Below are 13,194 nucleotides of genomic sequence, written 5' to 3' on the forward strand. Positions count from 1 at the left end.
CGGGTCGTGTCGCTGATCGTCCAGTTGCCGCTGCCATCGGCCTCGAAGCTGGTATAGGCAAAATTATGGGTGGGACCTGTATTGGTAATCTTTGCAATGGGGTATAGTCCACTATAATCCCATAGGTACCCTGAGGTCAGGTCGCTCGAAAGCGAGTCCAGCAGGAGATTCTGGTACGCATCGTAAGCAATGAATGCCTGCCGGGTCTCCACGGGATTTGATCCGACCTGGAGTTCGACATATTGGGGCATGGCCGTATTATTACTCCAAATAGTATAATCATTCCGGACCCTGCTGGCCTGAAAGCTTCCTTTAGTAACCGTTTGTTCCAATAAAGGGGAGAGCCTTCCCGCGGCGAGCAAATTTCCTTTAGCTGTTTGTGCGGATGAAGATAGCCCGGTAAGACTATCACAGGGATACTTATTGCTGGTGGTAATGGCTTGACCGATGCTATTGGTGGTTATAGCCGTCTGTTGTAAATAGTTAGCCGTATCATAGGTGTAGATCGTGGAATCTATCACGGGGTTGGTGCCATTTACATCATATCGGGTATGATATTCCCCCGCCATCAGGAATGGGTAGGTATAATTCTTATAAGAAGTTCCTTCACAAACAAATTGGTTGGAGTTATCGCAAGTGGTATAGACGCTGGCTTTAACTGCCCGCACGTAATTCTGGTTGAGGGCGAAATATCCGAATGAATCCACATTTACGATTTGTCCGCTGGTGTTATAGGTGGTCTTCTTGACCAGCTTGCCCCGTTCAAAGGCCTTGCTGGCATAGGGCTCATACGGTGACTTAGTGCGTTGCAGGTTGTTGATAAAAGACTCATCCATATGCCCGTTATCGAAATTGGTAAACTGATAATCCACCAGGCTGCCGTCCGCATATTGTTCCTCGACCTCGCTATATCCGAGATGAGACCCGGCAGTATTCTCGCTCATGGGCATGACCGATTGAGTAGAAAATATCTGCTCTGTATACACCTGGTTGGGATCAATATCCGACACGGTAGTATAAGTGTCCCAATAATATTGCGATTTTCCGCCCAGGATGCCGCTGGACGCACCGGTAAGGCCGGTAGACGGGCTATAATTTTTAAAATAATAGTATTGCCTTATCAGCGGGCTATTGGGGTAGTTCACGTCATAACTGGTGATCTTTTTTATCCGCAAGCCGCCGGCCAGCTTGATCGTGCTGCCATAGTCAATGAGGGGACTACTCCGGAAAGTGTCCAGTTCCATGGAATACATGTTCGCTTCATAGGCCAGATCGGTTATTCCGCCTGTGGGATAGGTGACTCGCACCAGTGTTCCGGCCCGTAGATAATTGGAGTCGGCCTGCCGGTAATTGTAATAGGTGGACAGGGTATCCAGGGAATGGGTGGCATCCTTCCCGTTATAAAACCCCCAATGATCCGTCCACCCGGTAGCCGTCAGGTAATTCGGAAGGGTGTGGGAAGAGTCATAATAAAACCGATAAGGAGACGGCGAAATGGTCTGCTGGTTCATCGACAATTGCTGAAAGCTTTGCAGCATGAGTCGTTTGGTGGTGTCATGTGTATAACCAAAGGCATATTCGTTTAAGAGGGTATTTGTTCTCTTATTGGTTACGTAGATACTATCCAGCTCCAGCCATTGCAGATTATTGAAGCGGGCATTGCCGCCCGTTCCGCCACCTCCGTTGCAAAAAGCATTGCCGCCACTTACTGGATATAGGAAATAATAATAATCGTCGATGGTCGAACCCTGGGAGATTTTATAGCTATCGAAATAGGTATACGCGATAAGACCTATCCGCAGCTCGGTTGTGATGGAAGTTTTAAAACTCACGCTGGCATAGGAGGAGTTGATCTGGCTCAAATACAAGGGTGCAATCAGCTTGCCTGTGAATTGTCCCGTAGGAGGAATTCCGCTGGTACTGTTGGAACAGCTTGGGGTTAGAAAATTGTTTGCAGATGCTAAGCCGAAGGTCTCAATAAACCAAAAATAATTGGTCGTATTTTGGGGATATACCTTTTTATTCCGTATCTCAATAGAATTGGTGATCTGGCTGACCAAGGGCCCACGAGTGTAAGTAAAGGTGACCACCCGACCGTAGGCGTCTTGTATCCTGGAGAGATTCCAGGAATTGGCGATCCACGTATCCGTGCCTTGCGCATAAAAATTTATGCTGTACTCGATATGCGAGGTGTCACCGCCGAAAGTGTACTGAGTACCATCCTCTGTAGTCAGGATAAATCCTGAAAAGCTGCTTGGATACCCGGTATGCCAGGGATTGTTTAGCGTGCAAGAGCCGGGGCTGTATGGGGGAGACAGGGCCAGGCTTTGAGTTGGATGGCTGGGGTCAGGTATAAGGGTCACTTTTATTCGTTGGTCGCATTGCACCTGCCAGGTATTGATGGCCGTATCCAGGAAGAATTTGCCGGAATACCCCAGGAAGCTAAAATCGAACTCATCCGGCTCCGTATCGTATTTATAGGTGATGCCTTGATTACAAATCGTATCCCGTATGTAAGAGACGCTGCTCCAATTCCCATGCAATATGCAGGTATTATTAAAATAATACCCGGCCCCGTTTACGCTCCTGCCCTGGCATAATGGCTGACTTCCCAGTATTTCATTGTCATCATCCGGAATATCCTTTACGATACGGGTAATGGCCCCTCCGGCACTCAGGTTCCAGTTCAGGCCAACCCAGCCGGGATGCTGATCCGGGCGAACGCCGCTAGCATGATAGTCTAATGAAATGGGCACTTTGATGCCTCCTTCTTCTACTGTGTAAATGGGTATATTTATCTGAGGTAATCCAGCGTATAAAGACACGGGAACCTCACCGAATTTTCCCAGCGAAGCGGCATTTGGGCTGGATATCGCAACAGGGTCTTTTCGGATCTGGCAAAAGATTTCTTTGAAAAAAAGATTGAAAATAAGGAGTGCCAAAACCGTTTTTTTCATATTTCGCATAAAATGATTCATCATGGAATGATCGTTAGAATGAGTACCCTAATCGATAAACAATTGCTGGGGTTTGAGGCCTTTGCCGGTAACTGAGAAAGTCCCACAGCAAGCTCAGCTTCGTCTTCTTGAATACCCGGCTCTTCACCGACACGGTCTTGGTGATTCCGATAAGCCCGCTGGTCGTCCAACCGGACAGCCGACGGATATCCTGGTACGACCGGAGGGCCGAAGTGTGATTGTATTCCAGTCCGCCGCTGGCGAAGAAGCTCCCTTTAAGCACAATGTCCACGTAGCTGCGCAGGCTCGCACCGCTCGCCGTCAGCGCCATATGCCGGAAATCGCTGCCCAGGCCGATCTTCAGACTGGTCCCCACGCCGATGGTGCTTTTGTCCGTGAGCCGGTAACCGAGTGAGCCGCCGAGATCCAGGACATTGGGGTAATAGCGATTGGTGCGGCTCGTCTGCAAATTGACACCGGCTTCGAGTCGCCGCCACAGGCTTTTCGTCCGCTGTCCATTGGGTTTGAAGTTGGGCATATCGATGTCGCCGCTGCCACTCCCAAGATGGTTCAGTTTGTCCTTGAACCCGTCCAGCTGTTGCTCGGCCGACTGGAGATTTTGATGCAGCGCGCTCAGCGCACCCTGTCCGCCCGTTGCCAGCTGGCTCTGGATAGCTTGCGTCACCTGGTCGCGGGTCTGCAACCCTGCCAGCGCTGTGGGCGAGCCGTAACCCGCGGGGACACCGAACAGCCCCGCGAGCTGACCATTGTTTTTCATGAACTGCCGGAAGGCAGGCAATTGCCCTAAAAGCGATAGGGCCTTTTTCTCCAGCCGGTCAGGGTCGTTTAACAATTGCTTGTACTCCCGCACCTGCTCCGCATAATAATACGCCTCCCGGTTGAGCCCCTGGTATTCGCCAGCGATGCCGGGTGGCAGGTTCGTATACCGGCTGAGATATTGTTTGATGGCTTCTTTCCGCTGGCGGATGAAGGCCTTTATCTGGTCGGCATCCCCCAGCTTTGCCTGCAATTGCTGGAACTGGGCCATCGATCCTTGTACTTGCGCCAGTTGCGTGGGCGAAGCTGCCCCCACCCACTGTGGATTTTGTTGGAGGAAAAAAAGGCTACCCTTCAGGGAGTCGACATACGGTAGGTACTCCCCGCTGAGCGGGATCGCAACACTCCCCGAATCCATGACGATACTTCGGGCCAGGGCCGCATACTGCTCTGCCGAACCGGCAAAAAGGCGTTGCGCGCTTGCGCTATCAATGCGGGAGAGCCTGCGGCGTAGCCGCTCTTCCCGCCTCGCCATTCGCTCAAGCATCTTGTCCGTCTGCCGTGCAAGCTGCCTGTCCAGGCTGGCTGTCTTGCCCTGTATCCGGCTGAAGAGCCTCGCCGGAAAGCGAATCACCTTCTCCGTAAGCGAGTCGGCTACCTGGCCATGGGAAATAGTCCGAAACAAGAGCATCCCGGCCAATAAGCATAGCAGGCATTTAAGGGAAAGCATGGAAGAATGATTTATTGCTTGACTAATTTTTCCAGCCGTTCGATCCTTTCTTCAAGGGCTTTTACTTGTTGTTCCTGCGCCTTTGCCTGCTCGTCCTGCGCTTTGAATTTTTCCTTGTATTCCTGTATGGTCTTGTCCTGATCGATAAGGTACAAAGTCAGCTCTTCGATCTTCTTGAGCAGCGCCGCCTGGTTGCCGCCGATATCGATGCCCCTCTTCGCAACCGTCTCCGCAGAAGGCACCTCCGGAAGATGGCTGTTGGCCGCTATGTACCTTGACACGCTGTCCAGGCTGGGCAGCCGGTAATCCTTCCCAAATACATAATCAGGCCAGTTGGGATACGGCTTTATCCATGCGGCGGTGAAAATAGCCGACCCATTCACCGCTAACGCATATCCCTGTGCGTTCGTCGTGTTAATGCACACGCCGCCAGTAGCGGTAATCCGCATCCGCTCCGTATTGTTCGTGATGATTGGCAGATCGTAATTGTCGATGGTGCCGATGGTCTTAACAGCGCCGACTGTATTGCCGCCCAACACCCAGCCGGACGAAGAACCTGCCGTTTGCCAGGTGGCATTGCCGTTCCCGTCCGATGTCAGCACCTTTCCCGCAGCCGCACCGGTGGGCAGCACCAAACCGGTAGCCCACAAATTGCCGTTCACCTGCAATAAGTTGCCATTATCCGACGTCTGGCCAATAGCGACATTCCCGCCCCCGAAGACGCGCAAACGTTCCATATTATTCGTCCCCAACACCAACGGCTGTGCCGTCAGGGTTCCAACGCCCAGACCTAAACTGTTTGCTCCCTGAGTCACTAAATTGGCTCTGTTGGCGGGGGAAAGGCCAAAAAAGTTTGAATAGGGGTTTGTCGAACCACCAACAGATAACGAAACGGTGGAACTAAGACCACCAAGATTGTTCTCCATAAGCAGCGTAGCGAATCCGTTTGCGTTGGTATTCTGTATATAGATCCCTCCGCGGCCTCCCCCACTGCCTGTAATACCGAGGATATCATTGACAGACCCAACCAAATGCAATGGAAAAGTTGGGCTACTCGTCCCGATCCCTACATTTCCGCTATTGGTATTGTAAATATTATTCCCGCTGGTCGACCATTGCGACAGCGCGGTCTGCCAGGCCAGAGCGGCGAGGCAAAAGAAGGAAAGTCGTTTCATTTTATTTCAAAACGGTTTGGGTTCCACAATTGATTTTTATAGAAATAAGGGGTTACTTGCCGGCTGCGTAGAATAGATACGCAGTCGGACACCAGCTATTCAAACAAAGGTTATAGGACATAGCATCACGCTACTAAGATGCGACAAGGTCCGTGGGTCGGGTACTGGTTAGAGTTGAGAACAGCGAGAGAAATGAATACAGGTCCAATCTAAATACTTTCTTTCTAAATTACAAGCGTCAACCCTCATAAACGGATAGAAAAGTCCGGAAACCGTTTTTACACCTATTTTTGATGGACGAAGAGAACATGTCCTTGTTTTTTCGTATATGCAATAAATCGGCAAAAAGATTTATCTTTTGGATAAAACCACCGCCGCATGAGGAAGCTCTCTCTTTATTTGTTGGTCTTCTTTACACAAGGAATTTTCACCGCAGCCCCCGCCGCCCCCGCCACCGACACCACCGGGATGCGCCAGGAGATAATGGCCGTCTTCTCCCAACAACCCCAGGCAACCTATGCCGTCGCCTTCCACGATCTCTCCACCGGAACGCAATTCTTCATCAACGAACATGCCTCTTTTCATGCAGCCAGTACCATGAAGACCCCCGTCCTCATAGCGGCGTATAAGCTCATCTCCGAACATAAACTCTCGCTTCGCGACTCCATCCTCATCCACCAGGATTTTATCAGCATCGCCGACAGCAGCCGGTTCATCCTCGACTCAGCCACCGACAGCGAGAAAGACCTCTATAGTCTCGTAGGGAGCAAGCTGCCCTTGCAGCGCCTCCTGTACAAAATGATCACGGAGAGCAGTAACCTCGCTACCAATCTGGTGATAGAGCTCGTGGGCCCTAAAAACGTAATGGCCACCATGCGGTCGATGGGCGCTAATGATATCCGGGTCCTGCGGGGTGTGGAGGACAACAAGGCCTTCGATCAAGGACTCAACAACACCACCACGGCCTACGACCTGATGCTGCTCTTCAGCCAGCTCGCTCTAGGAAAGGCCGTCGATCCCGCTTCCTGTGAGGCAATGATCGCCATCCTCAAGGACCAGCATTTCAAAGAATCCATCGGGGGAAAATTACCCGCCGATGTCCAGGTGGCCACCAAAAGCGGTTGGATCACGGGCATCTGTCATGACTCGGGCATCGTTTTCCTCCCGGATGGCCGCAAATACGTCCTAGTACTCTTATCAAAAGGCATCGATGATGAAAAGACAGCCCAGGACCTTCTGTCCACCGTTTCAAAGATCATCTACGACCACGTCACCCAAGATATCACCGCCGCCATCCCCACTATCGACCGGCTGTATAGATCATACGCCCAACACAACCACTACCCCGCCCTCGTCTATGGCATCGTCGCTGGTGGAAAACTCCTCCACACCGGCGCCACCGGCTTTAGCAACCTGCAAAAAAAGATCGCCGCCGATTCCACCTCCGACTTCCGCATCGCTTCCATGACCAAAAGTTTTACGACCGTGGCTATCCTCCAACTCCGCGATGCAGGGAAGCTAAAGCTGGACGATCCCGCCTCCCTTTACATCCCCGGGCTAACTCGTCAAAACAGATCTAATTCTGATGCACCAGCAATCACTATTCGTAATTTGCTGACCCATTCGGCGGGTTTCCCCGAAGACAATCCCTGGGGCGACAGACAGCTCGAAGCCACGGATGATCAGCTGATGGCCCTCGTGCAACAAGGAATATCTTTTTCCAACAGCCCGGGGATATATTATGAATACAGCAACCTGGGATTTACCCTGCTCGGGCATATCATAAAAAAGGTCACCGGCCAGCCTTATGAAGAATACATTACCGATCATATCCTGAAGCCACTGGGCATGACCCATACCTATTGGGAATATACCCGCGTCCCGGCGGACAAGCTGGCGCATGGCTATCGCTGGCTCAACGGCGATTGGGTAGAGCAGCCGATGCTCCATGACGGCGCTTACGGCGCGATGGGCGGACTGATCACAACCATGGAAGACTTTGCCAGGTACACCACATTTCAACTGGCGGCCTGGCCTTCCCGTGATGGCGGCGATGAAACCGTGCTCAAGCGCAGCTCGCGCCGCGAAATGCAACAACCCTGGATGTTCAACAATTTAAACGCTGGCTTTAGTTACAATGGTGTCGATGTCTGCCCCATGGTCTCGATGTATGCCTATGGCATCCGCTGGTCGAAGGACTGCAAAGGCCGGACGATGGTCGGCCACACAGGAGGCCTCCCTGGTTTTGGCAGCAACTGGATGATCCTCCCCGACTATGGCGTCGGCGCCATCTGCTTTGCCAATCTCACTTATGCAGCAACGGCCGGTATCAATATGCAGGTGTTGGATACGCTCATCACGCTGGCTCATCTGAAGCCCCGTGCCGTACCGGTGTCGGCGATCCTGCAGCAACGGCAAAAAGAGCTGGTAGCGCTGCTGCCCGGCTGGGACAAGGCAAGAGAAAGCGACATCTTTGCCGTCAATTTCTGGCAGGACTATTTTGTCGATTCACTACGGCAGGAGGCCACCGCCTTGTTTGCCCGCGCCGGCAAGATCATCCGCATCGGCGAGTTCCATGCCGAGAACAACCTGCGGGGCTCGTTCCTGCTGATAGGAGAAAAAGCCGATCTCGAAGTGCGGTTCACCCTGACACCCGAACATTCCCCCCGCATCCAGGAATACCACATCCGGTGGGCGGGAGGACGATAAGCGGGCAATGCCCGGCGCTATCCTTTTTCAATGATTTTCTTTTCTCCACCGTCAGTCAACAAGAATTGGATCCTGTTGCCACTTTTCCTGGTTTCCAGAATGCCTTTTGATACTAAGTAATTTAAGTCAGTTCGGGCCGTCTGATTACTCACTCCAAATTTATTTTGTACCTCCTGCACCGAAAAAACAGCTTTCTTATTATTTATTATTTCCTCGATGAGCACTATCTGTCTATCGTTATAGGTTGTATTCCTTAGGAGGGCGAGAATGTTCTTTTTCTCGCGGTTTTTTCTTTCTATATATTTTTTTAGCTCATTCAAGGAATTTTCAATGCATTTGAGATTATAAAGGATAAAATAGGTCAGGTCATTCCCGTCCTTTTCAGTATATTGATAAGCGCGAGCGTATTGGGCTTTAGACCCCAGTATTATTCTTGAGACAGACATGTATTCTATCAACCAATATCCCTTTTTAATGAGATACCAATAGAACAGTGCCCTGGCTGTTCGTCCATTGCCATCTGCAAAGGGATGGATATATCCGATTAAAAAATGGACAATGATCGCCTTTGATATAGGATGCAGGAAGAAATCTTCCTTTTGTGTGTCATTGATGAATTTGCAAAGCTCAGCCATCAAACTTTCCAGATCTTCTTGTGGAGGGGGCGTATGTAAGATGGCTCCTGTCTGTACATCTACAATACGAACATCGTTCGATCTACGAAATGCTCCTTCTTCATGTTTGTCAGCCAGGGTATTGGTAGTTATGATCCGATGTATCTGAAGGATGGTTTCTGCATTGACGGTTATATCTTTATTCTTTACGATCCATTGCATCGCCGCGTAATTGTTAACAATCATTTGTTCGGAGACGTTCCTTGGTTTCCTATTGCTTTCGAGCATCTCTTTTGCGACTTTTCTTGTCGTGGCTGCCCCTTCCAACTGACTTGATGCTATTGCTTCCTCCATTAAGGAGCTGATCAGGTACCGGTGCTTTTCTTCGGTTGGAATGATGTCATTGGCACTGAGGTTGCCGCCAAGACTCAGATCAAGCTCGTGCAATTTCTGCTGTACAACAGATGGAGTATTTATGTAAAGATTGAATTTGCCACTACTATTAAATTTGATTCGCTTTTGTGTGAGGCTGCGCTTCACTTTTACGATCTTCCATAGCGTTTTGGCGGCACATTGCCAGTCCTTCGCCAGGTATTTCCATTTTTCCCAATAAGGATAGGTAGAATCGTTTATTTCAGATATTTCTGAAAGCTTAACTTGAGGAATAAGCCCATGCCGTAATTCAATAAATTCCCATGTTTCACTTAGGAATGGGGGGGGTTCCACTTTTCTCATTTTCTCCTAATTTTGTGCAAATTAGGATATTTTGATAATTTTACTCCTAATTTTTGCACTTTTAGGAGTCTTTGGCATTTATTTATTAATTGAAAATCAATATATTAACAAGAATGTGGTTCAAAAAAACCAGAATCGCACCCACCCCCAGCGGATTCTTACACGTGGGGAACATATTATCCTTCTCCCTCACCGCCGCACTCGCCAGAAACAACGGCGCCTCCATCCTCCTGCGGATAGACGACCTCGATCGCGAAAGAGCCGACCCGCAATATGTAGAAGATATCTTCGAAACGCTGCGTTTTTTGAACATCCCCTGGGATGAAGGCCCGACCGACGCCGCCGGCTTCGAAAAAAACTACTCCCAGCTCCACCGGATCACCTTGTACGAAAAGGCATTGCAGCTACTCAGATCCACCAACTCCATCTACGCCTGTTCCTGCAGCCGTGCACAACTACTCCGGGCCGGCAATGTTTGCACCTGCCGCGACAAAGGAGGCTCACTCGATGCCCCCGACGTAAACTGGCGGCTACGAACCCCACCCGATGCAAACCTCCCACCCGAATTGCATGATTTCGTCGTGCGGAAAAAAGATGGCTTCCCCGCCTATCAACTATCTTCAGTTATAGATGATCTCCATTACGGGGTCGATCTCATCGTTCGCGGAGAAGACTTGCGCGATTCAACGCTTGCACAGTTGCACCTCTCGACCATCCTGGCAGCAGCAGGCTTCAACGAAGCAGCAGCCTTTAAAAAGATCACCTTCTATCATCACTCCCTATTGACAACGCTCACCGGTGAAAAGCTCTCCAAGTCCGCCGGGGCAACATCCATCCAGCATCTGCATAAGCAGGGTCTCACACCCGCAGCTATCTTTTCCCTTATTGCACAGTTGTCAGGTCTGGCTGAGCCGGCTGAGGATTGGGCGAGTCTAGCCAGACTACTTTTTGCTCGGCAACATGCGGCTGGCCAATAATGTCTTTGTAGAGTTCAGGCCGGCGCGCCTGTCTGTAGCGGTACCCACCCGAAAGTCGGAGTTTTTCCGGCGTCAGCACCGCCAGGGCGATATCGTTCCCGAGATGCCGGCATTCGGCAATAATGTCCCCAAAAGGATCGACGATCATCGAACAGCCGTTCTTCAATTGATCGTCATCCATACCAATGGCGTTGGAGAAGATGGCATAGATTCCATTATCGTAAGCCCTCGCAGGCAACCATTTCATCAGCCAGGCACGCCCCTTCAGTCCATCGAATTCGATCCGCAGCGGTGTCGGGTTCGTCTCCCTCTCCACCCAGAGTTTCGGGTCTACAAAACCGGCGCCGGGACGGGTGGAGGGCGTACACATGGTGACATGCGGCATAAAGATGATGTCGGCGCCAAGCAGCGCGGTAGCCCTTACATTCTCGATGATATTGTTGTCATAACAAATGAGGATGCCGCATTTCCAGCCTTGCAGCTCGAAGACGACATATTCATTGCCGGGATTGATATATGGATTGATAAAGGGATGAAGCTTCCGGAATTTTGCAATAACCCCATCAGCGCCCACGGCCACATACGCTTTGTAGATGCTATCCGTCTCGTCTTTTTCAAAAAGCCCGGCCAGAACGACGATCTTGTTCTCCCGGGCGATCGCTGTCAGCGCCCGAATACTGGGCCCATCGGGGATCATCTCGGCCAGGTCGATCATTTCCTGTATCGACAACCGCCGGGCAAAAGTATACCCGCTGATACTACATTCATGGAAGGCGATGGCGTCGGCCCCCGCAGCGGCGGCCTTCGCAGACAAGTCCCGGATGATGGAAAGGTTATACTCTTTGTCACCGTTGGCCATCTCGAACTGTGCCGTAGCAATGGTGATATTTTTCATGCTATAAAAATAGGCTTTTTGTCTCAAGCCCGACTGCGCTCACTTGCCTCAAACCCGACTCCGCTCGTTCGTCTCAAACAAGGCAGCACCCCTTCATCTCAAGCCAGGCTCCCCTCCGCTCGTACCTGCGGCTGTAACAGCGCATCGACACTCCAGCGATAGCCCGGCAACGATGCAAGCAGCAGGCTGGCCGCGCTCACGGCAAATACCGAGTAACCAAGCGGCGATGTAATACCTTCCGTAATCGCCATACAGATACCAAAGCAAAAGGAGAGCCCACAGCTGGCAAATGCAGCCCAGCGAGTGAAGAGACCGATCGTCAGCAGGATGCCACAGCTTATCTCGAACATGGTAGCGACGACGGCGAACGTCTCGGCGACACCATAGGGGAGAAAGAACATCAATTGATGGGCGCGGGCGGAGAAGTGCTGCCAGTCGCCCCAGCTGACCCAGGGTTTCCCATAAGGACCCCAGACCCCGAGTCTGTCGAGTCCGAAGACGGTATAACTTATGCCCATGGCAAGGCGTAGATAGAATTTTGCGAAGGAAGGAAGCATGATCGTTGTTTTTGTAACACAAATATCCCTGTTTCCCGCATGCCTTTAGTACGCCAGAACCAAGAAACCAGGTAGGCCAGTGGGACATACCAGGCCCAAACCAGCGCCGCGCCTACCCCTTGTAACACAAAAACACCGACTCCTTCTCCTGGATGGCGTGCCCGCGAAACACCGCAAGGTCCTCAGGGCTAAGGACCCGGACCTTGAAACCAGCCGTTTCCAGGCGACGGACATAGTCGGCAAAGCTATAGATCCGGACATGATCCCTTTGACCATAAAGCGCCGCCTGCCGCCTGGGGTCGTCGATACCGGGGTCCTCTATTGTCGTAGCAAGCGTGGTGGAATAAGGAACCTGAAGGATGGCGACCCCACCTCCCGCCAGCACCCGGTGTATCTCCCGCATAGCCTTGGCGTCATCAGGGATATGTTCCAGAATGTGGTTGGCGATGACAAGCTCAAAACTATTGGCCCCAAACGAAAGCTGCGTGGCATCGGCATATCGAATCTGCTTATCGATAGAAGTATAAAAGCGCGGCGCAATATCCACGCTGGTCACGGCCGTCTGCCCACGCAGCCAGCGATGCAGATGTTTCTCCGGTGAGAAATGAAGGACACGGGCAGCCTCCCCCAAAACAACATATTTCCCAATAACGGCTTTAACAAGCCGCTCCCGGTTTTTGCTAAGACACTGGGGGCAGTATACATTCTCCCCAAATCCGGCAATAACATGATTATCGTTGATGGCCCCGGCAATAGCAGACCCCGGATATTCAGGAACAAACCTTCCATAAGTGGCCCCACAGTAATTGCAGGTATACCCGCGGCCCTTATAACGACCATAGCCCACCCTGTAATATTGCTTCGCGATGAAGCTGCGGCCTCCCCGGTAAGCGGTTTGTAAAGGATAATAAATTCCCAGCTTTTGCAAGAGAGACTTGAGCCGCGCTTTCATTCCCCAAGATACGGATTTTACCGAGCCGCATCGCCCCGACCGAAACCGCCTCACCCCGAGCCGCATCAACCCGACCCGAGCCGCATCACCCCGACGGGAACCGCGTCACCCCGACC

At 51.4% G+C, this 13,194-nt stretch carries 9 protein-coding genes; 2 read left to right on the forward strand and 7 right to left on the reverse strand.

Translation table 11 applies throughout. The features are described 5' to 3' along the window. From IEY39_RS21815 to IEY39_RS21825, 3 genes are all read right to left on the reverse strand, one after another. Window positions 1-2,825 (reverse strand): hypothetical protein (locus IEY39_RS21815; RefSeq protein WP_188935689.1); only part of this gene is annotated, 2,825 nt, incomplete at its 3' end. A gap of 166 nt (window positions 2,826-2,991) precedes the next feature. Continuing rightward, window positions 2,992-4,464 (reverse strand): hypothetical protein, encoded by a 1,473-nt coding sequence (locus IEY39_RS21820; protein WP_188935690.1) that lies wholly within the window; start codon window positions 4,462-4,464, stop codon window positions 2,992-2,994. Window positions 4,465-4,475: 11 nt separating this feature from the next. Then, complete coding sequence (locus tag IEY39_RS21825; RefSeq protein WP_188935691.1) at window positions 4,476-5,639, reverse strand: hypothetical protein; 1,164 nt, start codon at window positions 5,637-5,639, stop codon at window positions 4,476-4,478. 378 nt (window positions 5,640-6,017) lie between these two features. On the opposite strand from IEY39_RS21825, the gene IEY39_RS21830 reads away from it, so the two are divergent. Further along, complete coding sequence (locus IEY39_RS21830) at window positions 6,018-8,348, forward strand: serine hydrolase (protein ID WP_188935692.1); 2,331 nt, start codon at window positions 6,018-6,020, stop codon at window positions 8,346-8,348. A 17-nt stretch (window positions 8,349-8,365) separates the two neighbouring features. On the opposite strand, the gene IEY39_RS21835 is transcribed toward IEY39_RS21830, so the two are convergent. Beyond that, window positions 8,366-9,697 (reverse strand): Fic family protein, encoded by a 1,332-nt coding sequence (locus IEY39_RS21835; protein WP_188935694.1) that lies wholly within the window; start codon window positions 9,695-9,697, stop codon window positions 8,366-8,368. A 113-nt stretch (window positions 9,698-9,810) separates the two neighbouring features. Between IEY39_RS21835 and IEY39_RS21840 the strand changes: the two genes are divergently transcribed. Further along, complete coding sequence (locus IEY39_RS21840; protein ID WP_188935696.1) at window positions 9,811-10,674, forward strand: glutamate--tRNA ligase family protein; 864 nt, start codon at window positions 9,811-9,813, stop codon at window positions 10,672-10,674. Here IEY39_RS21840 and IEY39_RS21845 read toward each other — a convergent pair. The 3 genes from IEY39_RS21845 to IEY39_RS21855 all read right to left on the reverse strand — a co-directional run bounded on the left by IEY39_RS21845 (window position 10,580) and on the right by IEY39_RS21855 (window position 13,078). Beyond that, window positions 10,580-11,569 (reverse strand): nitrilase-related carbon-nitrogen hydrolase, encoded by a 990-nt coding sequence (locus IEY39_RS21845; protein ID WP_188935698.1) that lies wholly within the window; start codon window positions 11,567-11,569, stop codon window positions 10,580-10,582. The genes IEY39_RS21840 and IEY39_RS21845 overlap by 95 nt on opposite strands. Window positions 11,570-11,667: 98 nt before the next feature. Beyond that, complete coding sequence (locus IEY39_RS21850) at window positions 11,668-12,126, reverse strand: DoxX family membrane protein (protein ID WP_188935700.1); 459 nt, start codon at window positions 12,124-12,126, stop codon at window positions 11,668-11,670. A gap of 112 nt (window positions 12,127-12,238) precedes the next feature. After that, window positions 12,239-13,078: a class I SAM-dependent methyltransferase gene (locus IEY39_RS21855; RefSeq protein ID WP_188935702.1), complete on the reverse strand. Its 840-nt coding sequence runs from the start codon at window positions 13,076-13,078 to the stop codon at window positions 12,239-12,241. Between the last annotated feature and the right edge of the window lie 116 nt (window positions 13,079-13,194).

The sequence above is a fragment of the Puia dinghuensis genome (assembly GCF_014642875.1).
Classification (GTDB): Bacteria; Bacteroidota; Bacteroidia; order Chitinophagales; family Chitinophagaceae; genus Puia; species Puia dinghuensis.

Coding starts and splice junctions, on each gene's coding strand:
- IEY39_RS21840 (WP_188935696.1), top strand. CDS start 9,811: ATGTGGTTCAAAAAAACCAGAATCGCACCCACCCCCAGCGGATTCTTA.
- IEY39_RS21820 (WP_188935690.1), bottom strand. CDS start 4,464: ATGCTTTCCCTTAAATGCCTGCTATGCTTATTGGCCGGGATGCTCTTG.
- IEY39_RS21830 (WP_188935692.1), top strand. CDS start 6,018: ATGAGGAAGCTCTCTCTTTATTTGTTGGTCTTCTTTACACAAGGAATT.
- IEY39_RS21850 (WP_188935700.1), bottom strand. CDS start 12,126: ATGCTTCCTTCCTTCGCAAAATTCTATCTACGCCTTGCCATGGGCATA.
- IEY39_RS21855 (WP_188935702.1), bottom strand. CDS start 13,078: ATGAAAGCGCGGCTCAAGTCTCTCTTGCAAAAGCTGGGAATTTATTAT.
- IEY39_RS21835 (WP_188935694.1), bottom strand. CDS start 9,697: ATGAGAAAAGTGGAACCCCCCCCATTCCTAAGTGAAACATGGGAATTT.
- IEY39_RS21825 (WP_188935691.1), bottom strand. CDS start 5,639: ATGAAACGACTTTCCTTCTTTTGCCTCGCCGCTCTGGCCTGGCAGACC.
- IEY39_RS21845 (WP_188935698.1), bottom strand. CDS start 11,569: ATGAAAAATATCACCATTGCTACGGCACAGTTCGAGATGGCCAACGGT.